Genomic DNA, 23,874 nt, shown 5'->3' with positions numbered 1-23,874 from the left:
TTTTCTCCCCCGCTTTCTATTAGCCCACTAGTGAAACAATTTTTTGTGCACCGTCTGCCATAGATTCTGCTGCAACAATATTTAAACCAGACTCATTTAAAATTTTCTTACCTAACTCTACGTTCGTACCTTCAAGACGTACAACTAAAGGTAACTCAAGACCTACTTGCTTCGTTGCTTCAATAACACCTTCTGCAATAACATCACACTTCATAATGCCACCAAAAATGTTAACGAAGATACCTTTTACATTTTTGTCAGAAAGGATAATTTTGAATGCTTCTGTAACTTTTTCAGCTGTCGCACCGCCACCAACATCTAAGAAGTTAGCTGGGTCACCATGGTAATGTTTAATGATATCCATTGTAGCCATCGCTAAACCTGCACCATTAACCATACAACCGATATTTCCATCTAAAGGAATGTAGTTTAAGTCATATTTAGAAGCTTCAATTTCTTTTGCATCTTCTTCCTCAAGATCACGAAGTTCTAAAATGTCTTTATGGCGATATAAAGCATTAGAATCAAAGTTTAATTTTGCATCTAACGCCATAACTTTACCGTCACCTGTTGTAACAAGTGGATTAATCTCAGCGATAGAGCAATCTTTTTCGATAAACGCACGGTATAAGCCCATCATAAACTTCACAGCTTGTCCTACAAGCTCTTTTGGAATATTGATGTTAAATGCGATTCGGCGCGCTTGGAAGCCTTGTAAGCCTACTGCTGGATCAATATATTCTTTAAAGATTTTTTCAGGTGTTTTTTCTGCTACTTCTTCAATTTCTGTTCCGCCTTCTTCAGACGCCATTAAAACAACTTGAGAAGTTGCACGATCTAACACAAGACCTACATAATATTCTTTTTTAATATCGCAACCTTCTTCGATAAGTAAGCGTTTTACTTCCTTACCTTCAGGACCTGTTTGATGTGTCACAAGTGTAGTTCCTAAAATGCTCTCTGCATATGTACGAACTTCATCTAAATTTTTGGCAACTTTTACTCCGCCAGCTTTGCCGCGTCCACCAGCGTGAATTTGTGCTTTAACTACACATACATCCGTTCCTAATTCTTTCGCTGCTTCTACAGCTTCTTCTACTGTAAATGCAACCTTCCCGTTCGGAACGCTAACCCCATAGCTTCTAAGGACTGCCTTACCTTGGTACTCATGGATATTCATGGTCCCATCCTCCCCTGTTTTCCTGTTTTACTCGAAAAGTTTTTTAATGTTGAAAAAACATTACATTGCCATTGTATAAGATGATTGGCACGCTGTCTACAATAAAGTGTCAGAAAACTGAAATCGCTTTATTCTTTTTTGAAAATAATAATCTTCATATACCAAAATAAAAAAATAAGCTGTATATTCACAGCTTATTTTTGAATCATATCTTTAATTGGCGCAAATGATTTTCGATGCTCCTCTAATACTCCATGGGCTTCAATCGCTTCTAAATGTTGTTTTGTGCCATATCCCATATGTTGTTCAAATCCATATGCAGGATACTTTTCTCCTAATTCTTTCATCATACGATCTCTCGTCACTTTCGCAATTATAGATGCAGCCGAAATCGAGATACTTTTCGCATCACCTTTAATAATTGATGTTTGCGGAATTGCTGTAGGGAGCTTCATCGCATCGATTAATAAATATTCTGGTGTACATGATAAATTAGCAACAGCATCTAACATTGCTTGCTTCGTCGCTTGATAAATATTTATTTCATCAATAACTTGTGGTGATACAATACCAACTCCAATCGCAATCGCATGTTCTTTAATTTCATCATAAAAACGCTCACGTTTCGCTTCACTCAGCTTTTTCGAGTCATTTAATCCTGGGATATAAAAATCTTCTGGGAGGATAACAGCCGCCGTCACAACCGGTCCTGCTAATGGTCCACGTCCCACTTCATCAATGCCAGCAATGTATGTGAGACCCTTTTCACGTAACGCATTTTCGTACTTTGACATTTCTAGAAATTTTTCTCTATCTTTTCGCGCTAATTCTTTTTGTTTATACCACTTCAAAATTAATTTTTGAACACCTTTTCGCTCATCTTTCAATAATAGTTGAAAATGCTCATCTTCTTCACTCATAATTTCTTGCAGTAAACATTCAGCTTCTTGAATAGTCATTTTTTGCATCCATGAACACTCCTTTTAAACGTAACCAAAAAGAAAAGACGCACAAACGCACGTCCTATACTTCTTCTACTTTTTTCACATCTTCTACCTGCTCTGCAAACTCTTCTGGTGTTTCAAACGTCATTTTTCCAAGTTTTCCACCACGAAGCTCACGAAGTATAAGCTCAGATGTTTTATCATAATCAATCATTCCGCCGCCCATTAAGCAACCTCGGTTTTTTCCGATTGCATCGAATAACTCCACAATATCTTCCGGAATCTCATTTAAATTATATCGCTCTTTTAAACGTGCTGGGTAGTGTTTCTCCATAAAACGTAATGCGTAAACAGCTACATCTTGTAAATTTAAAATTGAATCTTTAATTGCACCCGTTGTCGCTAAACGAAGACCGACTAATTGATCTTCAAATTTAGGCCATAGAATACCCGGTGTATCTAACAGTTCCATTTCTTTCCCAACTTTAATCCATTGTTGAGCTGTTGTCACACCTGGACGATCTCCTGTTTTAGCAATATTTTTCTTCGCTAACTTATTAATTAACGTTGATTTACCAACATTCGGTATACCTACAATTAATGCACGAATTGCTCTCGGTCTAATACCTTTAGCAACCATCTTATCAAACTTCTCTTTAACGAGCACTTTACAAGCCGCAGTAATTTCCTTCATACCTTGTCCAGCTTGCGCATTAATTGAAATTGCCATATGGCCTTTTTCTTTAAAATATGCGATCCATTCTTTCGTTAAACGATCATCTGCCATATCCGCTTTATTTAAAACAACAAGCCTTGGCTTATGTGTAATAATTTCATCAATCATCGGGTTTCGAGATGATAATGGTAATCGAGCATCTACAAGTTCAATTACAACATCAATTAACTTTAATTTTTCTGTTACCTGGCGTCTAGCTTTTGCCATATGCCCTGGAAACCATTGAATTACCATGTTGCCACCTTCTTTTTCATTTATTTCACAATACGTGCATCTTTTAACGGCCAATATAACATATTGGCTTCACCAATTACTTGATCCATTGAAATCGTACCGATGGAACGACTATCTTTACTAAAACGACGATTATCGCCTAAAACAAATAATTGACCCTCTGGAACAGTTTTCTTTCCTGTCATTTCTTCAAGAGTAAAATCATATGTAAGCGGTCCGTCAGCAATTTGTTTTTTTTGCTTGTCTAAATACGGCTCCTCATAAGCCTTTCCGTTAACATATAGTTTATCATTCCGATACTCTATTTCATCGCCTGGCAGGCCAATAATACGCTTAATATAATCTTTATCTTCTGTTGCACGAAATACGATAATATCAAAACGTTTTGGGTCTCCTATGTGATAACCGATTTTGTTTACAATCATCCGATCTCGATCGTGTAAAGTTGGCGCCATCGATACTCCATCTACGAGAATTGGTGCAAAGAAAAACTGTCTAATAACACCAGCTAATACAACAGCAATCAAAATTGCTTTGATCCATTCCCAAAGTGAACTCTTCTCTTTTTTCATACATTTCCCCTCCACGGTTATGTAAGCTGCTCGTATTATACCAAAATTTCATATAGATTGGAAAAAGGGAGCTTGCGCATTTACAAGCTCCCATACATGTCTTATCGAATTTCTTTAATACGTGCTTTTTTACCGCGAAGGTTACGTAGGTAGTATAACTTAGCACGACGTACTTTACCACGGCGAAGTACTTCGATTTTCGCGATTCTTGGCGTGTGAACTGGGAATGTACGCTCAACACCTACACCGTAAGAAATCTTACGAACTGTGAATGTTTCACTGATTCCGCCACCACGACGTTTAATTACAACACCTTCGAAAAGCTGAATTCTTTCACGAGTTCCCTCAACTACTTTTACGTGTACACGTAAAGTGTCTCCAGGACGGAATGAAGGAAGGTCAGTTTTTAATTGGCCTTTTGTAATTTCTGCGATTAATTGTTGCATATTAAATTCTCTCCTTTAAACAGATGCTCTTATAAAGTCTTAATAAATTACAGCGGAACATCGTTAATATGGCTACTGATTTCAGTAACACAAATGTTATAATAGCATATTGCTAGGACTGTTGCAATAGCAAATATATCAAGCCCTTATTTGTCTTCTTTAATCTGTTTCAACCATTTCTCTTCTTGTTTAGAAAATTCTCGGTCTTCCAGTAAATCCGGTCTACGTGTATACGTGCGACGCAAGGACTCTTTATGTCGCCATTCATCAATATTTTTATGATTTCCTGACATTAGTACATCTGGTACCTTCATACCACGAAAATCAGCCGGACGTGTATAGTGAGGATGCTCTAATAAGCCTGTACTAAACGAATCTTCCACTTGTGAAGCATGATTTCCTAGTACTCCTGGCAGGAGACGTACGACACTATCAGTAATCACCATAGAGGCTAATTCTCCGCCTGTTAATACGTAGTCGCCAATAGATATCTCATCTGTTACAAGATGTTCACGAATTCGTTCATCGTACCCTTCATAATGGCCACATACAAAAATAACATGCTCTTCTTCAGCAAGCTCTTCTGCCTTCTTCTGCGTAAAACGCTCTCCTTGTGGACACATTAAGACGATCCTCGGTTTACGGTCCGTTCCCTTCGTTAACTCTTCCACCGCATCAAAGATAGGCTGCGGGGTTAATACCATCCCAGCGCCACCACCATACGGATAATCATCTACACTATTATGCTTACTAGTCGTATAATCACGGAAATTGACAACACGAAGCTCTACCGCTTCTTTTTCTTGTGCTTTCTTTAAAATTGAAGATCCAAACACACCCGTAAACATATCTGGGAACAACGTTAAAATGTCAATCTTCATTATAGTAACCCTTCCATTACATGAATGGTTACTAATTTATTCTCAATGTTAACTTGAAGTACAACGTCATCAATATAAGGGATTAAAAGATCTTGACCTTTTGGTCGTTTAATCACCCAAACATCATTCGCACCAGGAGATAGTATCTCTTTAATTGTCCCTAAAGCTTCTCCTTCTTCCGTTACAACACTGCAACCAATAATTTCATGATAGTAGTATTCACCTTCAGCTAGTTCGCCTAACTGCTCTTCTGGTACTTTTATTAAAGAACCTTTGAACTTCTCTACTTCATCTACATTGTTGTATCCTTCAAATGTTAATAAATCAAATGTCTTATGTTGACGATGAGAAGTTACCTTTACCGGAAGATAGTCTGTACTTTTCTCATTCGATATGTATAACGTGTTTCCTACTTTATATCGCTCTTCCGGAAAATCAGTACGAGAAATAACACGAATTTCTCCTTTTACGCCATGAGTATTTACAATTTTCCCTACGTTAAACCATTTTGTCATAAATAGTATGTCACCCCTGGTTTCTATATAAATTAAGCATCTCCATTTCATATATGGAACATGCAATTTCTCTTTAAATGTTAAAAAAGGGAGAGGAAATAACTCCTCGCCCTTTTTACATTTATTGAATTTCCAGTGTTACTTTTTCATCATTATGATGTCCCACTGAATACAAGAGCATTCGAATCGCTTTCGCAACTCTCCCTTGCTTTCCAATGACTTTTCCAACATCCTCAGGATGTACAGTTAATCGATACTTTATCTCTCCGTTGTAAAGTTCCTGTGTAACTTTTACATCTTCAGGATGATCGACAAGAGGCTTGACAATCGTCTCGACTAACTTCTTCATAGTCATTGCCTCAATTACTTACCTTGTTTAGATAAGTGGAATTTCTCCATGATACCTTGGTTAGAGAATAGGTTACGAACTGTATCAGATGGTTTAGCACCGTTTCCTAACCATTTTAATGCTGCTTCTTCGTTGATCTTAACTTCAGCTGGTTGAGCAACCGGATTGTAAGTACCGATTTCCTCAATGAAACGTCCGTCACGAGGAGAACGAGAATCTGCAACAACTACACGATAGAAAGGAGTTTTTTTAGCTCCCATACGTTTTAAACGAATTTTAACTGCCATTTATAAAGCACCTCCGAATTTATTTCACACAGATAATTATATTAGCAAAAAGACTATTGCTTTGTAAAGTATTTTTTCTTAACAGAGCCATCTTTTTTCCTTACATGAATGGAAACTTCAATCCACCTAGTCCTTTTTTCTTACCTTTTTGCATTCCCGTCATCGTCTTCATCATTTTTTTCATATCATCAAATTGCTTGATTAGACGATTGATTTCTTGTACGGTTGTACCGCTACCTTTGGCAATGCGTTTTTTGCGACTAGCATTGATTATTTCCGGTTGTTCTCGCTCTAATTTAGTCATAGAACGAATAATTGCCTCAATATGCCCAATTTGTTTTTCATCAACTTGCGCATTTTTCAGCCCTTTAATTTTATTTGCACCAGGAAGCATTCCTAACAATTCATCAAGTGGTCCCAGTTGACGCACTTGTCCAAGTTGTTCTAGGAAATCGTCAAGCGTAAACGAAAGCGTACGCATTTTTTGCTCAAGTTCTTTTGCTTTCTCTTCATCAACTGTAGCTTGCGCTTTTTCAATTAATGTTAAGACGTCGCCCATCCCTAAAATACGGGATGCCATACGTTCTGGATGGAATGCTTCAATTGCATCTAGTTTTTCACCCATACCAGCAAATTTAATTGGTGTGTTTGTTACAGCCTTAATAGATAATGCCGCACCACCGCGCGTGTCACCATCTAATTTCGTTAATACAACACCTGTTAAACCTAACTGCTCATGGAAACTTTGTGCAACATTTACCGCATCTTGTCCTGTCATCGCATCGACAACAAGGAAAATTTCATCCGGTTTCGCAATTTCTTTCACTTTCGCTAATTCATCCATTAGTTCTTCATCAATATGCAGACGACCTGCTGTATCGATTAAAACATAATCGTGATGATCTTCTTTTGCTTTTGCAATCGCTTGTTTCGCAATTTCAACAGGACTTACTTGATCTCCTAATGAGAATACAGGCATGTCCAATTGCTTCCCTAATGTTTCAAGCTGTTTAATCGCTGCTGGACGGTAAATATCCGCTGCAACAAGCATTGGTTTACGATTATGCTTTTTACGAAGCAAATTCGCAAGCTTACCTGTTGTCGTCGTTTTACCCGCACCTTGCAGACCAACCATCATTATAACAGTAGGTGGCTTATTAGCAACAGCAATTTTGCTTTGCTCTCCGCCCATAAGTTCTGTAAGTTCTTCCTGTACGATTTTAATTACTTGTTGTCCAGGGGTCAAACTTTTCATTACATCTTGTCCGACAGCACGCTCAGACACACGCTTTATAAAATCTTTTACTACTTTAAAGTTAACATCTGCTTCTAAAAGAGCTAGACGAACTTCTCTCATCATTTCTTTCACATCGGCTTCAGAAACTTTTCCTTTGCCGCGGATTTTTTGCATTGTCTGTTGAAGTCGGTCGGCTAATCCTTCAAATGCCATATTGCCGCCCTCCTAATCTAAATTTTCGATAGCTTCAACAACTTGTTTTATTTGTTCATTCACATGCTCTTCTTCGCTGATTAGCTGTTTTAGCTTTGCAACAAGTCGCTGTCGCTCTTGAAACTTTTGAAGTAATACTAATTTCTCTTCATATTCTTCAAGCATCGCTTCAGTCCGTTTAATGTTATCATACACGGCTTGGCGACTTACATCAAATTCTTCCGCAATTTCACCAAGAGATAAATCATCTAGATAATAAAGCGACATGTAACTTCTTTGTTTTTGCGTTAACAACGATTGATAAAAATCAAATAAATAGTTCATTCTCGTTGTTTTTTCGAGCATGTTGGATCATCCTTTGTTAAGTGATTTCCCTTTACATCAATTAGTTTACATGTAGTACAAAAGAGTGTCAAGTTTTTTTCTTAACATCACTTATTTTTATAGAAAAAGAAGCGGAAATACCGCTTCTTTTCCTTATACTTCTTCTGTTTCTACTAAATTTGCAAATAAACCGTACACATATTGTTCCGGATCGAATTGCTGTAAGTCATCCATTTGCTCGCCTAATCCAACAAATTTCACTGGAACGTCCATTTCGTTACGAATCGCTAACACGATACCACCTTTAGCAGTTCCATCTAACTTCGTTAAAACAATACCAGTCACATTTGTTGCCTCGCGGAATGTTTTCGCTTGGCTTAAACCATTTTGTCCTGTTGTTGCATCAATAACTAGCAACACTTCATGAGGAGCTCCTGGTACTTCACGCTCAATTACACGCTTCACTTTCTCTAACTCTTTCATTAAGTTCACTTTATTTTGTAGACGTCCTGCTGTATCACACAGTAATACGTCTACTTTACGCGCTTTCGCAGCTTGTACAGCATCGTACATAACTGCCGCTGGGTCAGAACCTGATCCTTGTTTAATTACTTCTACACCAACACGATCGCCCCATACTTCTAATTGTTCAATCGCGCCTGCACGGAATGTATCTCCTGCTGCCAATAGGACAGACTTACCTTCTGATTTAAATTTATGTGCCAGTTTACCAATTGTCGTCGTTTTTCCTACACCGTTAACACCTACAAATAAAACAACTGTTAATTGATCCTCTTGTATATTAATCTCATTACTAAAGTCGCTGTCACCTTTATAAATCCCCACTAATTTTTCAGAAATAACAGCCTGTACTTCTTTCGGATCTTGAATGTTACGACGTTGTACTTCTTCTTTCAACTGATCGATTAATTCCATTACTGTCGCAACACCAACATCAGCACCGATTAAAATTTCTTCTAATTCTTCAAAGAAATCTTCATCTACTTTACGATATCGATACACTAAATCATTCACTTTATCCGCGAATGAATTTCTTGTTTTTTCTAGCCCTTGTTTAAACTTCTCGGTTACCGTATCCGTTTGTTTTGAAATTTTCTCTTTTAATTTTTTAAAAAAGCTCATATTTTCCACCCTTCCTATTGACTTGCAACAAGTTCTTCTCCAGCATCTAGACGAACAGAAACAAGTTTTGATACCCCCGATTCTTGCATTGTCACACCGTACAATACGTCAGACTCTTCCATTGTACCTTTTCTGTGTGTAATCACAATAAACTGCGTCTCATCACTAAATTTCTTTAAATACTGCGCAAAACGAGCAACATTCGCCTCATCAAGAGCCGCTTCTACTTCATCTAGTACACAGAATGGTACTGGACGTACTTTTAAAATACCAAATAAAAGCGCAATTGCCGTTAAAGCACGCTCTCCACCTGACAGTAAACTTAAGTTTTGCAATTTCTTTCCTGGTGGCTGTGCAACAATATCAATGCCAGTATTTAATACGTCCTCAGGGTTTGTCATTACTAAATCCGCTCTACCGCCTCCGAATAATTCAGTGAATACAGATTGAAACTCTGTTCGAATCCCTTCAAAAGTAGTAGAAAAACGTTTTTTCATTTCTTCATCCATCTCGGTAATCAGTTGATACAATGTCGCTTTCGCTTCTTCCAAGTCATCTCTTTGCTCTAGTAAGAACGTATGACGTTCCGCTACACGTTCATATTCATCAATTGCACCTAAGTTTACTGTACCTAACTCTTCTATGGATAATTTAATTAATTTCACTTTCTTACGCGCATCTTCTGCTGACATCGTCATAGTATACTTCAGCTTCGCTGCTTCAAATGAAATCGTATACGTTTCACGTAAATGTTGTAATCTATTTTCTAACTCTACATCAAGTCGGTTAATTTTCACCTCTTGATCTTTCAACATCTCAAGAATGTATTTATGTTTACCTAATGTTTCTTTCACATCGCGTTCTAAAAGTTCTACTCTCTCTTGCAATAATATACGTTGTTCACGGCGAGAACGAATTAATTCTGAAGTTTGATTTCGATCATATGCTTTCTTTTCAATCATATTCGTGATTTGTTCTTCACCACTTGAATTAGATGTCATTTCTTGCTTTAAGAACGCTAAGTCTTCTTGTGTTTTTACAAGTGTCGCATCAGTTTCTTCTTTTTCCTTCGTCAAACGTTCAACTTTTTCTTTTTGGTTAGACAAGCGTTGCTGCTGTTCAGCCGCTTGTACCTTTAGCTCAGTCATTTCCTTCTGAACTTTTTCTTTTGAAGACTGTTGTTCGCTTTTTTGCTTCGTTAGAGCGAGAATTTTGCTATCTAATTCCGTTATCTCAGCTTGAAGTTTTGTTAAAATTACTTCTAACTCTTCTTTACGCCCTTGCATTTTCACTTGATCTTGTAAAAATCCTTCAATCTCTAAATCATAGATAGATAAGCGATCATTGATACGATGTTCTTCTAGTTCTAAACGATTAATCTCTTCTCTTAACTTTTGTTCGTCCATACGCTCTGTTTCTACACTTTGTCGTAGTTCACGTATTTGTATTTCTTTTTCTTGAATCTCTTGTTTTACTGCTTTAACAAAGTTTTCTAGTTTCGTCGTTTTTTCTTCCATATCAGTTAGCTTTTTAGTCCACTCTTCCAGTTCACGTTGGCGTCCTAATAAAGAAGATTTCGCTTGTTTTACCGCTCCACCAGTCATAGAACCACCAGGATTCACTACATCACCTTCAAGCGTTACAATACGATAACGATATTGCAGTTGCTTCGCTAACTCATTTGCTCCGCGTAAATCTTTCGCAACAACAACAGTACCTAGTAAATTTGAAACTACATTCTCATACTTATTATTGTACTGCACAAGTTCTGCTGCTACACCCACAAACGCTGGATGCTGATTCACAATGCGTAATTGATCAAATGATAACGATCTACTTTTAATAACAGCTTGAGGTAAAAACGTTGCACGCCCATGCTTATTTTGCTTTAAAAACGTAATTGCATTACGAGCATGTTCTTCAGTTTGCACTACGATATGTTGCATCGCTGCCCCAAGAGCAATTTCCATTGCGACTTCATATTCTTTCGGTACAGTCAGAAGTTCTGCAACAGCTCCCTCGATGCCTTGCAATCTATTTTCTCTAGCCTTTAATACTTCACGTACACCTTGATAGAAACCAGAATAGTCCTCTTGCATCTCTTCTAACATTTCTTTTCGAGAGCGGGCCTGTTGCACAAATTGATACGCTTGATACAGTTTCGTCTCATTCTCACTATACTGCGTCTTACATTTCCCAAGCGCTGCTTCTGTTTTCTGTATACTGGAAATAATGCCGGCTACTTTGGCTTTCACTTGCTCATAACTTTCTACAAGCTTCGCCTTTTTCGCTGTAATTTCCATACGTTTCTGTACATACTTTTCATTTTCTTCATCAAGTCGTTCATTTTTAGAGTTTTGCTGTTTGGATTGTTCTTCAATCATAGACAATTCATTACGATAGCTTGCTTGTTGATTTAAAAGTTCAATATAATCACCTTTTAAATTTTCAATTTGTTCCTCTAAATTCTCAGCAAAAGTTGCCAGTAATTGCTCGTTATCATGCAGCTTTTTCTCCAACTCTTTTACTTGATTCGCAAATTGCATTAACACTTCTGTACTTGTTTCAATTTCTCCATCATAACTTTTAGCTTTCTCAGCCAATTCAATGATTAACTTTTCCAGTTGCGCACAATGCGTCGTTGCATTTTGCTTCCTTTCCTTCAGCAACTCACGCTGTCCTTCTAATTTCTCTAGCTCTTTACTAGAAAGAAGAAGAACTTCTTGCAGGGAATCTACAGACTCATCCACCGCTTGTAATTGTCCACGTAACTCCTCAAGCTCTTCTTCACTTTTTTGCAAATTCGTTGACATTTTCGCTTCTTCGTTTTTATTATGCCCAAATTGATTTCGAAGCGCTTCCCATTTCTCATGTAATTCTTCAATTTCATGTACAATAAGCGCAGCCTCTACTTTTTCTAATTCTTCTTTTTTCTCAAGATAATCTTTCGCAATAGAAGCTTGTCTTTCTAACGGTTCCACTTGACTACTCAATTCGTGAATAATATCTTGTACACGATTTAAGTTTTCTTGTGTGTCCGCTAATTTCCCTTCCGCTTTCTTTTTGCGAAGTTTGTATTTCAGCACACCTGCAGCTTCTTCAAATACACCACGACGTTCTTCTGATTTACTACTTAAAATCTCTTCGACTTTCCCCTGACTAATAATAGAGAAAGCTTCTCTTCCCATACCAGAGTCCATAAATAAATCGATAATATCTTTCAATCTACAAGATTGTTTATTGATATAGAAATCACTATCACCTGAACGAGATACACGGCGCGTTACACACACCTCGTTATATTCAATCGGTAAACGTTGGTCTTCATTATTTAAAGTTAATGTAACTTCAGCAACATTAACCGCTCTTCTCGTATCACTGCCGGCAAAAATAATATCCTCCATCTTTGCACCGCGTAATGACTTTGCAGATTGTTCACCAAGTACCCAGCGAATTGCATCAGTAATATTACTCTTTCCGCTCCCATTAGGTCCAACTACAGAAGTTACACCTGGGACAAAATCGACAGATACACGCTCAGCAAAAGATTTAAATCCCGCTATTTCTAATCTTTTTAAAAACACGAAAGGCCTTCCTCCTATTCTCCGTTGTTATAAATGTTGTCTGTACGAAAACAATTTATTATACGGATTTCCCTTCCTTTTATTTATAAATAAAAGGAAAGTTTCATTCTATGCATAAGGAATCCCCCTCATCCAAAGGGGGATTCCTTATAGTTGTTCTTTTAATTTTTTTAATGCTTCTGCAGCAGCTTGTTGCTCTGCTTCTTTTTTTGACTTACCACTACCAAGACCTAATGCCACATTATTTAATGTAACACGTGACACAAATTCTCGATTGTGGGCTGGTCCTTTTTCTTGCAAAATTTGATACTCAATATTGCCACTACCATCACGCTGAATCAATTCTTGTAATTGACTCTTATAATCCATCACATGAGAAAAAGCACCTTCATTAATTTTCGGATATACAATTTCTTTTAAGAATCCCCAAACTGTTTCTAACCCTTGATCAAGATAAAGGGCACCAATAAACGCTTCAAAGACATCCGCTAATAAAGCTGGTCGTTCACGTCCACCCGTCATTTCCTCACCTTTCCCTAATAAAACAAGGCTACCAAATGACAATTCGTTTGCAAAACGAACAAGAGATGGTTCACATACAATAGCTGCACGTAGTTTTGTTAACTCTCCTTCGCTCATTGTCGGATATTTTTGAAACAGGTACTGTGATACAGTGAGTTCCAATACAGCATCTCCAAGAAACTCCAGACGCTCATTGTCCTCATGCGGTTTTTTTCGATGCTCATTCACATACGATGAATGCGTAAATGCTTGAATCAATAATTTTTCATCTGTAAACGTAATACCTATCTTTTCTTGAAACACTTTAAAAGCTTCACGATATTTTGTTTCGTATTTTTTTTCTCTATATTTTCGGTACGGCATAGGTCCCTCCAGATATAAGCCGAGAAAGCCCCGCTAAAAAACGGGACTTCACTCAAACATTATAGATGACTCTCTATGTAAGTCACAGCATCGCCAACAGTAGCAATCTTTTCAGCATCTTCATCAGAAATTTCCATTTCGAATTCATCTTCTAATTGCATTACAAGTTCTACTACATCTAGGGAGTCTGCGCCTAAATCTTCTTTAAAGCTTGCAGCTGGTACTACTTCAGTTTCTTCTACACCTAAACGATCAACGATGATTTTTGTTACACGCTCTAATACATCTGCCATTCCATTCACCTCCCCTCAAATATTATATTAAATATTGTCCAAAAAAACTAGCTGAAATCGATTCTTTTATTACATTACCATACCGCCATCAACATTTAACGTCTGTCCTGTAACATATTTACTTTGATCAGAAGCAAAAAACGTTACAGCATTTGCGATATCTTGCGCTTCACCAAACTGAGCAGCAGGGATAACCTTTAACATTTCAGCTTTTATATTTTCATCTAATACATCTGTCATATCTGTTGCAATAAACCCTGGAGCAATCGCATTTACAGTTATATTTCGGCTTGCTAACTCTTTTGCAGATGTTTTTGTTAATCCAATTACACCAGCTTTAGCAGCAACATAATTCGCCTGTCCTGGATTTCCTATCACACCAACAACAGAAGCAATATTTATTATTCTACCATGACGTTGACGCATCATATAACGAGATACTGCTTTTGTACATAAGAATACACCTTTTAAGTTTGTATTAATAACTGTATCCCATTCTTCTTCTTTCATACGCATCAATAAATTATCTTTTGTTACACCAGCATTATTTACAAGAATATCAACTTGTCCAAATGTATCTACTGTTTGTTTCACCATATTTGTAACATCATCAGCATTTGCAACATCTGCTCTTACTGCAATTGCATCCGAACCTAATTTCTTTATTTCGTCAACTACTTCATTTGCCTTTTGTTCATTACCAGCATAATTTACTACTACATTTGCCCCTTTTTTTGCTAAATCAATCGCAATTGCACGACCAATCCCGCGTGAAGCACCCGTTACTAATGCTACTTTCCCTTTTAACATCAGTTTTCTCCTCTCAAATTTGAAATGGTATCTTTTAATGTCTCTTCATCGTAAATCGCATATGCTTTTACCGAAGAATCAATTGATTTCATAAGCCCAGCAAGTACTTTTCCAGGTCCAATTTCAATAAATGTATCTACACCTTGATTCACCATATACTCAATGGATGGGTACCATAATACAGGTGAGTAAAGTTGTTCAATTAGCTTTTCTTGAATATCTATACCATGTGTAATAACATCTGCCGTAACATTTGCAATAACAGGAATATTCGTATCCTGAATTGTAATTTCATTTAGCACACTTTGGAACCTTTCAGCAGCCGGTTTCATAAGCGAGGAATGGAACGGTCCACTAACCTTAAGCGGAATCGCTCTCTTAGCACCGTTTTCCTTCGCTCTTTGCGAAGCAAGTTCTACACCTTGATTCGTTCCAGAAATTACAATTTGTTTCGTACTATTCATATTAGCAATTTGTACTGCGTATCCTTCACTTGTTACTTCTTCTGTAACTCGTTTCAGCATATCTGGATCAGCACCTAAAATAGCTGCCATTGCACCTTCCCCACCAGGAACGGCTTCTTCCATATATTCCCCGCGTTTCCTTACAGCATATACAGCATCTTCGAAAGTTAATGCACCAGCTGCCACAAGAGCGCTATACTCACCCAAACTGTGTCCTGCTACAAAGTCAGGTGTAATATCGTACTCTTTCAAAGCTGTCAAAATTGCATAACTTGTTGTTAATAATGCCGGTTGTGCATTTGTCGTTAATGTAAGCTTTTCCTGTGGTCCTTCAAAAATCACTTCTGAAAGTGAATCCTGTAACACCTCATCTGCTTTTTCAAACACTTTCGCAACCTCTTTATTATTATCCGCTAACTGTCTACCCATTCCAACTGCCTGTGAACCTTGGCCCGGAAAAAGAAATGCTAGTTTTCCCATTTCAAATCCTCCTCTTATTGGAGTGGCTCTTTCTCCATTACACTTGAAATTGTAGGAATAACTTCTTTCGCTACCATTTCTCTCGTTTGACGAATCGCACTGAATATCGATTGGTCATTAGAAGAACCATGAGCCTTAATGACAGGAGCTTTCAACCCAAATAATGCCGCTCCGCCATACTCCGAATAATCCATTTTATCTTTTAATACCATAAGTTTCGGTTTTAATACCGCTGCCGCTAATTTACTCGTAAACGAACTCATTAGTTGCTCTTTCAACATAGAGAATAAAGCAAGTGCTGTTCCTTCTAATGATTTCAACGCCACATTCCCCGTAAAACCATCACATACAACAACGTCTGCTACACCTTGCAATAAGTCTCTTGATTCTACGTTGCCAACGAAATTAATTGGCGCGTCTTTCAGCATTGCAAAGACTTGTTTAGAAAGCTCGTTACCTTTTCCATCCTCTGTTCCAACGTTTAAAAGTCCAACACGAGGATTTTTAATTCCTCTTACTTTTTCAGCGTAAACAGATCCCATTACCGCGTACTGATATAGATGAATTGGTTTTGCATCAACATTCGCTCCAACATCTAGCATAACAAAACCTTTTCCATCAACAGTTGGCATTGTTGGTGATAATGCTGGTCGTTCAATCCCTTCCATACGACCGACAACAAATAATCCAGCCGCCATTAAAGCTCCTGTACTACCTGCTGATATACAAGCGTCTGCTTCACCATTTTTCACTTGCTCTGCTGCAAGTACCATCGAAGCTTGTTTTTTTCGACGAACCGCTCTTACTGGTTCATCTGTCGATTCGATTTTTTCGTCTGTATGAAGAATCGTAATTCGCTCTTCACTCGTTAAGTATTGACGAATTTCTTCTTCTTTTCCTACTAACGTAATATGTATATCTGAATATTCCTTAATAGCTTTCATTGCTCCTAATACTACAGCCTTCGGAGCATGATCGCCGCCCATTGCATCTATTGCGATTTTCATAAGTTGTTACCTTCCTCACCATAATTACTAGATCGATACATTTCAAAAGTGCCTGTAAAAACAAGTTCTTCTCCAGCAAAGCTGCGCACTTTGACAACCGTCCGTCCTTTATCATTCTCTACATCTTCAACGCGCGCTTTTGCAACAACACGCTCTCCTAATTTTACAGGACGAATGTATCGAATGGTAGACTTTGCAGTTAACGCTAATTCTTCATCAATAACCGCAACAGCTAGTGAGTTTGCTTGTGCAAACAAATGATGCCCACGGGCAATTTGATTTCTTTTAAATACATGCTCTACCCTAACTTCAAAGATAGAAATTGCATGTCTATCTAATTCTATATCGATAATTTCGCCGACAACCTCTTCTAACGGTAAAGATTTCACATCTTCTTCATGTTGCTTTGTAGCTACATGCTTAATTCTCTCTCTTAATTCAGGAATAGACAATTCCATTCGATCCAGACGAACCGTTTGTATACTAACCTGAAATTTTTCAGCTAAATCTTCATCCGTTATAAAAGGATTCGTTTCGATTGTTTGTTGTAATAATTCTTGTCTTTCTTTTTTACTTCTTCTTTTTTTCATACCGCACCATCCATTTTTATGACTAGGTACTAACAGTAGTATATAATCATTAAAAGTAGAATGCAACAAAAATTTTCGTTGACTCCCTTTAATCGAGCTTCTCTCCCTGGAACACACCTGTCCCATCAAGATACGTGCGCAAGGCAGCGTACTGATCGTTGTGCCAAAACGCTTCCGAATCTACTAGTATCGCCGCATCTTGTCTTGCTGTTTCTAACGCCCGATAATCATGTACCATATCAGCAACCTTAAATTCTGGTAAACCACTTTGCTTACTTCCAAAGAAATCCCCTGGACCTCGTAATTCTAAATCTTTTTCCGACAATACAAATCCATCATTTGTTTCAGTCATAATGCGCATTCTTTCTTTTCCAGTTTCTGATTTCGGATCTGCGATTAATAAACAATACGATTGTTCACTACCACGCCCAACACGGCCCCTCAGCTGATGGAGCTGCGATAAACCGAAACGCTCTGCGTCATAAATGACCATAACAGTCGCATTCGGTACGTTAACACCTACTTCAACAACCGTTGTTGATACAAGAATTTGTACTTTATTTTCACTAAATTGTCCCATTATTTCTTCTTTTTCTTGAGATGATAGTCTCCCATGCATTAATCCAACTTGGCATTTCCCTTGATAATGATGAGTCAGCATACTATGTAGGTCGATAGCATTTTGTACATCAAGCTTCTCAGACTCTTCAATAAGAGGACAAATAACATATGCTTGTCTTCCTTTTTTTATCTCTTTCTCTACAAAACCGAGAACTCGATCTAACATATCATGTTTTGCCCAGTACGTTTCAATTACCTTTCTACCAGCTGGCATCTCATCAATAATAGAAACATCCATCTCTCCAAATGCAGTAATTGCTAACGTACGCGGAATTGGTGTCGCTGTCATAAATAGTACATCAGGACTTTCACCTTTCTCCCGCAAAACCCGGCGCTGCGCTACACCAAATCGATGTTGTTCATCAGTAATAACGAGACCTAACCTATGAAATATAACTTCATCTTGAATTAAAGCGTGCGTCCCGACAAGGATATCTATTTCTCCTTGCTCTAATTTCGCCAAAATTTCTCGGCGTCTCACACCTTTAACTGAACTTGTTAGCAATTCAACCTTCATACCAAAATGAGAAAACGTCTCCGCGAGCGATTGATAATGTTGTTCTGCTAAAATTTCTGTAGGAACCATTAAAGCTCCTTGATAATGAGCTAATTTCGCAGCATAAAGGCCAATCGCAGCAACAACTGTTTTCCCAGAACCAACGTCACCTTGTAACAGTCGATTCATCCGATAAGGAGATGTCATATCTTTTAAAATTTCATCTACAACCCGGCGCTGCGCACCAGTTAACGGAAACGGAAGTGCATCGATAAATTCTTGTAATTCTGCTGACGGGATTTCTTTTTTCGTCCCTTTCGAATTTTCCCTCTCCATTTTCCGTAGTGTTTGCATTTTTAGCTGAAATAAGAAAAATTCTTCATATACAAAACGGCGACGCGCTTGCTTTAAATCTTCCTGGCCCACAGGAAAATGTAACGCCCTGAGCGCTTCATAGCGTGGTAATAATTTATATCGACTTAACAAACCATCTGGCAACACTTCTACTATAGAATCCCCATACTCCTTTAACGCTTGGGCAATAAAACGGCGCATCTGTTTTACTGTAAGTTTCCCTTTCACGGAGTATACAGGCTCTACTTCTTGTTGACGTACAACCGGTCCGAAATGAAGCTCTGATACAGCAATTGTTTGACGATGCTGATCCCATTTACCAGTAATCGTTACTGTTTCATCTAACTTTAACTTTTGTTTATAGTACGGTCTATTAAAACATACAGCAGTAATTAAATAACGACCAACAAGGACACGAACTGTAAGTCGTGACTTCTTCTTCCCGTAATATTGTAGTAAAGGAGCACTGTGAACTTTCCCCTCAACTGTTACACGTTCATCATGCTTTACTTCAGCAAGATCTTTCATCGCATAATCTTCATAACGGTACGGAAAATGCTCTAATAGATGCGAAACTGTATAAATTCCCATCTCATGTAGTAATTCAGATGTTTCTCCTCCGATTCCCTTTACATCCGTAACAGGAACTTGTACAACTTCATTCAAGATTCTCACGCTCCGTCACATTATTTTCTTTATTGCACTCTATTTGAGTATTACTTAACATCCGTAATCGCTCTCTTTCACCTTATATATTCTATCATAGGCATTCTAAGAGAAACTACTCAAATCCCTCAATATAACAAGTAAAAAAAGAGCCTCACTATTAGCAGCAAGGCTCTTTTCTTTCTTCAATATGCTAGCCTTTTGAATAAAAAACCAGTAATAAACTTCCTATTACTACTTCTTATCCATTAGCAAATAAGTAATCCATTTATTTTCAAAACAAATCTTTTCTTATTCTACAGAGAAGATGAAAGAATATACTGGTTGGTTTCCAGCATGTACTTCTACTTCTGCATCTTCAAAGTTTTCTTCTACAAATTCAACTAACTCAGCTACTTCTTCGTCAGTTGCATCTTCACCTTGTAGAATCGTTACGATTTCAGAATCCTCATCAATTAGCGCCTCTAGTAATTGCTTCGCAGCTCCTACTTTTTCAGCGTTTGTTGATACGATTTTCCCATCTGCAATACACATGAAATCATCTTTTTGAATTGTCACACCGTCAATTTCCGTATCACGAACAGCATACGTAATTTGACCTGTTTTCACATGAGATAAAGCTTCTTTCATGTTTTCTTCATTCTCTTCTAACGTTCCAACTGGATTAAATGCTAACATTGCAGCCATACCTTGAGGAACTGTTTTCGAACGAACAACAATAACTTCTTGATCTACAACTGATGCCGCTTGTTCTGCTGCCATTACGATATTTCCGTTATTTGGTAAAATAATAATTTTATCAGCATTCGCCTCTTCAATCGCCTTCACAATATCCTCCGTACTCGGATTCATCGTTTGGCCACCTTCGATAACTTTCGTCGCACCAATGCTCTCAAATAAAGTTTTAATACCAGATCCCATAGCTACAGTTACGATACCATATGGTTGTTTTTCTTTCGATTGAGTTGTTTGCTCAGGCACCATAGTAGGTTCATCTAATAAAGCGGTATGCTGTTCACGCATATTTTCTACTTTAATCTTAATTAAACTACCATAGCGTTGTCCATAATTCATAGGATCTCCAGGATGTTCCGCATGAATATGAACCTTAACAACCTCATCATCCGATACAACAAGTAGTGAATCTCCGTATACACTAATATCTTCACGGAATTTTTGTTCAGAGAAATTGTGTTCCTTCATTTTTTCAGGCTCTAATTTCACCATGAATTCCGTACAGTATCCATACTTTATATCTTCTGTACTCAATTGGCTTTGTACACTACGGTGATGTTCTGCGCGCACCATGTCATTCATAGATGGTTGAGCAGACACATTAGAAGAAATCGTTTCTCCTTTTAAGTCAGCTAAAAATCCTTCATATACAACAACAAGACCTTTACCACCGCTATCTACAACGCCAACTTGTTTTAATACAGGTAATAAATCTGGCGTACGATTTAACGATGCATTAGCTTCTTTCACAACGTCTTCCATAAACAAAACAAAGTCGCGCTGTTTTTTCGCAACTGTCACTGCATATTTACCCGTTTCTCTTGCAACCGTTAAAATCGTTCCTTCAATCGGTTTCATAACCGCTTTGTAAGCCGCTTCTACCCCAGCATCTAAAGCTGCAGCAAAATCAACTGTTGTTAATTCTTCTTTTTGTTCAATGGATTTTGAAAAACCACGGAATAACTGAGATAAAATAACACCAGAGTTACCACGAGCTCCCATTAATAATCCTTTGGCTAAACTTACACCGACTTTACCAGCGTGCTGTGAAGGATTTGCTTTCACTTCACGTGCGCCTGAAGTCATTGATAAGTTCATGTTTGTACCGGTATCGCCATCTGGAACTGGAAATACGTTTAATGCATCAACAAGCTGAACATTATTTGTTAAATTATTCGCTCCTTGCATGATCATTTGTGATAAACGTTTTCCATCAATTTTTTGAATTGACACAGATTTTCCTCCTTAATGCACATTACAAGTTTATTACTTTAACTCCTTGTACGTAGATGTTTACAGAATCTACTGCTAGTCCTACAGTTTGATCTAATGTATATTTCACTTTCGTCTGCACGTTATGTGCTACTTCTGAAATTTTCGTACCATAGCTCACAATAATATACATATCAATATGTACTTCATCTTCATCTTTACGAACAATTACGCCTCTAGTGAAGTTTTCTTTTCGCAAAATGTCTGTTAGTCCATCTTTTAACTGATTTTTTGATGCCATACCTACGATACCGTAGCAATCTACTGCGGCACCTCCAGCAATTGTTGCAATTACATCTGTACTAATATCAATTTGACCGTACTTCGTTTTAATTTCAATTGACATCTCGTTTCCCCCTTCATAAATGGTGAAAGTGAGCTAGACTACTTTAGTTACTATCATATAATCTTTTCAAAGAAAATTCCATCGTTCTTTCTTTTCACTCACATATTTTATGTTTTATACTACACTTTTCTATGATGAGCAAAATAGTCCATTGTTATTATACAACATGTACCACTATAGTATGTCAAGCAATTTTTCTTGATTTCAACTTTTCCTCATTGACATAGGGTGTCAAGTAATTTTTCTTGATTTCTTTTTTCTACGGTGTTGCATTCTCTTTTTAGTTGTGTTAAATTATAGTAGTGTTTTTAGCATCGCAAAAAAGACTAACATTGAAAAATTACGTATGGTAAGGTATCAAGGGAGGGAAATATAAATGGCTCGTGTTTGTGCTATCACTGGAAGAAAAGCTCGTTCTGGTAACTCTCGTTCTCACGCAATGAACGCTACAAAACGTAAATGGGGCGCTAACCTTCAAAAAGTTCGCGTACGCATCGACGGAAAAGTTCAACGTGTTTACGTTTCTGCTAGAGCATTAAAATCTGGCAAAATCGAACGTGTTTAATAATAAAAAAAAGAGCCGATAGGCTCTTTTTTTACTATACCATTGAAAAAAGCACCGGTAATAGGTGCTTTTTTAGTCTTTTTTGAAGGTATTTAACATCGCTCGAACAATTCCACCAAGAAATTTAGGTAACTTAATTGTATAAAATCTCATGGTTTCCCTCCTAATCCCCATTACTCCACTTGTTTACCATATGATGTAAGGAGCAAAATTGTTTCTTTAATTAGTGCTTCTTATCATCATTAATATGCCGGAAGTAAATGAAAAAGTACCTTTTTCCTCAATGAGTTCATTACTAATACAAAGTGTCGATCCCCACTCTATAGTTCTATTTGTAAGAGGATACTTAAAACCAAGTAAAGTAATACCCTCCACTATTTCAGTAACTGGCACAAAAGATACATAAGGGAAATCTTCATTTTCTTCAATTATATGTATACCAACTTTTTTAACTGTTATTTCATTTTTATTATCTACAATACACATTTCTACCTCTACTTCTAACCCTTTTAAAAGCATTTGTATATTCGCTAAGCCGTGATCAAGCCTTCCACCGGTAGCACCAAAAATACGAATGAGTGCCGGTTTCTGTTCTAACGCCCAATTAATTGCAATCTCTAAATCTGTTTGATCTTTTTCACGCGGAACAATATGTAATTCATTCGTTTGCTGCCCCATCCATATTAATTCCTCTTCCGTAACTGAATCGTAATCACCGAACGCAACAGCTGGAGTAATCCCTTTTTTTAATAAACGATATACTCCTCTATCAACCGCTGCCCACACTACTTGCTCATTTTCATATCGAGAAAAATCTGCGCAATATTCTGCAGGACCTCCTGCTAAAATATGAATAATCATTTTTTCTTCCCCTTCTATTGTAAAAAGGCAATCTGCCATTCGGTAGATTGCCTTTTTACATATTTTTCTCTATCCTGTGTAAATAGTGAAATCTTACTACACTAAAAGCTTCACTAGGCTAAGATAAAGATTCATTCATTATCCACGAATTACACGAATTGCTTCACCGCGGTCTTTTTGATTGTATACCGCTGAACCAGCTACAAGAACATTCGCCCCTGCTTCAACGCAAAGTCTTGCCGTTTCAGCGTTAACACCACCATCAATTTCAATTTCCACGTCTAGATTTCGCTCTTTAACCATTTCTGCAACTTGTTTAACTTTCGGTAGTACAGAATGGATAAATTTCTGCCCACCAAATCCAGGGTTTACAGTCATAAGTAATACCATATCTACATCTTCTAATACATGTTCAATCGCTGAAACTGGCGTATGCGGATTTAGTACAACCCCAGCTTTAATTCCATGAGATTTAATTAATTGAATTGTACGATGCAGATGAGGACAAGCTTCTACATGAACAGTAATAATATCTGCTCCCGCTTTTGCGAAAGTAGGGATGTAGTTATCAGGATTTTCAATCATTAAATGTACATCTAATGGTAATGATGTAATCGGGCGGATAGCTTCTACAATTAACGGTCCAATTGTAATATTCGGCACGAAATGTCCATCCATTACATCAACGTGGATGTAATCTGCTCCACCTTTTTCTACATCTTTAATTTCTTCCCCTAGTCTTGAAAAATCTGCTGATAAAATCGATGGTGCAATTTTAATCATG

26 protein-coding genes are annotated in these 23,874 nt (G+C 37.5%); 1 reads left to right on the top strand and 25 read right to left on the bottom strand.

Annotation, left to right across the window (positions count from 1 at the left end; genetic code table 11):
• Positions 1–19: 19 nt before the first annotated feature.
• From sucC to COI75_RS13225, 22 genes are all read right to left on the bottom strand, one after another.
• Entirely contained in the window at positions 20–1,180 is a 1,161-nt protein-coding gene (gene sucC / locus COI75_RS13330; protein ID WP_001020788.1) for an ADP-forming succinate--CoA ligase subunit beta, read from the bottom strand.
• A 194-nt stretch (positions 1,181–1,374) separates the two neighbouring features.
• Positions 1,375–2,148, bottom strand: a complete 774-nt coding sequence (locus COI75_RS13325; protein ID WP_001171126.1) for a ribonuclease HII — start codon at positions 2,146–2,148, stop codon at positions 1,375–1,377.
• Positions 2,149–2,203: 55 nt separating this feature from the next.
• Positions 2,204–3,094 (bottom strand): ribosome biogenesis GTPase YlqF, encoded by an 891-nt coding sequence (gene ylqF, locus COI75_RS13320; RefSeq protein WP_000236687.1) that lies wholly within the window; start codon positions 3,092–3,094, stop codon positions 2,204–2,206.
• A gap of 20 nt (positions 3,095–3,114) precedes the next feature.
• Positions 3,115–3,666 (bottom strand): signal peptidase I, encoded by a 552-nt coding sequence (gene lepB, locus COI75_RS13315; RefSeq protein WP_000711854.1) that lies wholly within the window; start codon positions 3,664–3,666, stop codon positions 3,115–3,117.
• Between the two features lie 101 nt (positions 3,667–3,767).
• Positions 3,768–4,112 carry a 50S ribosomal protein L19 gene (gene rplS / locus COI75_RS13310; protein ID WP_001186516.1) on the bottom strand — a complete coding sequence of 115 codons (345 nt, stop codon included), beginning with the start codon at positions 4,110–4,112 and terminating at the stop codon, positions 3,768–3,770.
• Between the two features lie 146 nt (positions 4,113–4,258).
• Positions 4,259–4,993 carry a tRNA (guanosine(37)-N1)-methyltransferase TrmD gene (gene trmD / locus COI75_RS13305; RefSeq protein WP_000686895.1) on the bottom strand — a complete coding sequence of 245 codons (735 nt, stop codon included), beginning with the start codon at positions 4,991–4,993 and terminating at the stop codon, positions 4,259–4,261.
• Positions 4,993–5,508 carry a ribosome maturation factor RimM gene (gene rimM, locus COI75_RS13300; protein ID WP_000170265.1) on the bottom strand — a complete coding sequence of 172 codons (516 nt, stop codon included), beginning with the start codon at positions 5,506–5,508 and terminating at the stop codon, positions 4,993–4,995. Before rimM ends, trmD begins: the two co-directional genes overlap by 1 nt.
• A gap of 121 nt (positions 5,509–5,629) precedes the next feature.
• The gene (locus COI75_RS13295; protein WP_000737399.1) at positions 5,630–5,857 is read right to left on the bottom strand and encodes a KH domain-containing protein; all 228 of its coding nucleotides are present in this window, start codon (positions 5,855–5,857) and stop codon (positions 5,630–5,632) included.
• Between the two features lie 14 nt (positions 5,858–5,871).
• Positions 5,872–6,144: a 30S ribosomal protein S16 gene (gene rpsP, locus COI75_RS13290; RefSeq protein WP_000268750.1), complete on the bottom strand. Its 273-nt coding sequence runs from the start codon at positions 6,142–6,144 to the stop codon at positions 5,872–5,874.
• Between the two features lie 100 nt (positions 6,145–6,244).
• Positions 6,245–7,594 (bottom strand): signal recognition particle protein, encoded by a 1,350-nt coding sequence (ffh, locus tag COI75_RS13285; RefSeq protein ID WP_000863454.1) that lies wholly within the window; start codon positions 7,592–7,594, stop codon positions 6,245–6,247.
• Positions 7,595–7,606: 12 nt separating this feature from the next.
• Positions 7,607–7,939 carry a putative DNA-binding protein gene (locus COI75_RS13280; protein ID WP_000891063.1) on the bottom strand — a complete coding sequence of 111 codons (333 nt, stop codon included), beginning with the start codon at positions 7,937–7,939 and terminating at the stop codon, positions 7,607–7,609.
• A gap of 132 nt (positions 7,940–8,071) precedes the next feature.
• A complete protein-coding gene (gene ftsY, locus COI75_RS13275; RefSeq protein ID WP_000007654.1) occupies positions 8,072–9,061 on the bottom strand; it encodes a signal recognition particle-docking protein FtsY in 990 nt (329 codons plus the stop codon).
• Positions 9,062–9,075: 14 nt separating this feature from the next.
• A complete protein-coding gene (gene smc / locus COI75_RS13270; protein WP_000479003.1) occupies positions 9,076–12,645 on the bottom strand; it encodes a chromosome segregation protein SMC in 3,570 nt (1,189 codons plus the stop codon).
• A gap of 147 nt (positions 12,646–12,792) precedes the next feature.
• Positions 12,793–13,530 (bottom strand): ribonuclease III, encoded by a 738-nt coding sequence (gene rncS / locus COI75_RS13265; protein WP_001146876.1) that lies wholly within the window; start codon positions 13,528–13,530, stop codon positions 12,793–12,795.
• Between the two features lie 59 nt (positions 13,531–13,589).
• On the bottom strand, positions 13,590–13,823 hold the full coding sequence (gene acpP / locus COI75_RS13260) for an acyl carrier protein (RefSeq protein WP_000786062.1): 234 nt from the start codon (positions 13,821–13,823) through the stop codon (positions 13,590–13,592).
• Between the two features lie 69 nt (positions 13,824–13,892).
• A complete protein-coding gene (gene fabG / locus COI75_RS13255; RefSeq protein ID WP_000911767.1) occupies positions 13,893–14,633 on the bottom strand; it encodes a 3-oxoacyl-[acyl-carrier-protein] reductase in 741 nt (246 codons plus the stop codon).
• Positions 14,633–15,577 (bottom strand): ACP S-malonyltransferase, encoded by a 945-nt coding sequence (fabD, locus tag COI75_RS13250; protein WP_000516959.1) that lies wholly within the window; start codon positions 15,575–15,577, stop codon positions 14,633–14,635. The genes fabG and fabD overlap by 1 nt, the downstream gene beginning before the upstream one ends.
• 14 nt (positions 15,578–15,591) lie before the next feature.
• Positions 15,592–16,584, bottom strand: coding sequence for a phosphate acyltransferase PlsX (gene plsX, locus COI75_RS13245; protein WP_000684087.1), 993 nt, complete (start codon positions 16,582–16,584; stop codon positions 15,592–15,594).
• Complete coding sequence (gene fapR / locus COI75_RS13240; RefSeq protein WP_000747356.1) at positions 16,581–17,174, bottom strand: transcription factor FapR; 594 nt, start codon at positions 17,172–17,174, stop codon at positions 16,581–16,583. The genes plsX and fapR overlap by 4 nt, the downstream gene beginning before the upstream one ends.
• 88 nt (positions 17,175–17,262) lie before the next feature.
• Entirely contained in the window at positions 17,263–19,311 is a 2,049-nt protein-coding gene (recG, locus tag COI75_RS13235; RefSeq protein ID WP_001006875.1) for an ATP-dependent DNA helicase RecG, read from the bottom strand.
• A gap of 291 nt (positions 19,312–19,602) precedes the next feature.
• A complete protein-coding gene (locus tag COI75_RS13230; protein ID WP_000027126.1) occupies positions 19,603–21,279 on the bottom strand; it encodes a DAK2 domain-containing protein in 1,677 nt (558 codons plus the stop codon).
• Positions 21,280–21,301: 22 nt separating this feature from the next.
• On the bottom strand, positions 21,302–21,664 hold the full coding sequence (locus tag COI75_RS13225; RefSeq protein WP_000021109.1) for an Asp23/Gls24 family envelope stress response protein: 363 nt from the start codon (positions 21,662–21,664) through the stop codon (positions 21,302–21,304).
• A gap of 376 nt (positions 21,665–22,040) precedes the next feature.
• Here COI75_RS13225 and rpmB point away from each other — a divergent pair, with 376 nt between their 5' ends.
• The gene (rpmB, locus tag COI75_RS13220) at positions 22,041–22,229 is read left to right on the top strand and encodes a 50S ribosomal protein L28 (protein ID WP_000124776.1); all 189 of its coding nucleotides are present in this window, start codon (positions 22,041–22,043) and stop codon (positions 22,227–22,229) included.
• Positions 22,230–22,301: 72 nt separating this feature from the next.
• Here the strand turns inward: rpmB and spoVM are convergent, their stop codons facing one another.
• The 3 genes from spoVM to rpe form a co-directional block, all read right to left on the bottom strand.
• Positions 22,302–22,382 carry a stage V sporulation protein SpoVM gene (gene spoVM, locus COI75_RS13215; RefSeq protein WP_001213599.1) on the bottom strand — a complete coding sequence of 27 codons (81 nt, stop codon included), beginning with the start codon at positions 22,380–22,382 and terminating at the stop codon, positions 22,302–22,304.
• A 66-nt stretch (positions 22,383–22,448) separates the two neighbouring features.
• Positions 22,449–23,129: a thiamine diphosphokinase gene (locus COI75_RS13210; RefSeq protein WP_141535103.1), complete on the bottom strand. Its 681-nt coding sequence runs from the start codon at positions 23,127–23,129 to the stop codon at positions 22,449–22,451.
• Positions 23,130–23,228: 99 nt separating this feature from the next.
• Positions 23,229–23,873 (bottom strand): ribulose-phosphate 3-epimerase, encoded by a 645-nt coding sequence (rpe, locus tag COI75_RS13205; RefSeq protein ID WP_000589978.1) that lies wholly within the window; start codon positions 23,871–23,873, stop codon positions 23,229–23,231.
• Position 23,874 lies beyond the last annotated feature (1 nt).

Origin of the sequence: Bacillus cereus (genome assembly GCF_002564555.1) — a bacterium.
In the GTDB taxonomy this organism is placed as follows: Bacteria; Bacillota; Bacilli; order Bacillales; family Bacillaceae_G; genus Bacillus_A; species Bacillus_A cereus_K.
Note: the sequence above shows the minus strand (reverse complement) of the source record. Positions and strands in the feature narration are given on the sequence as shown.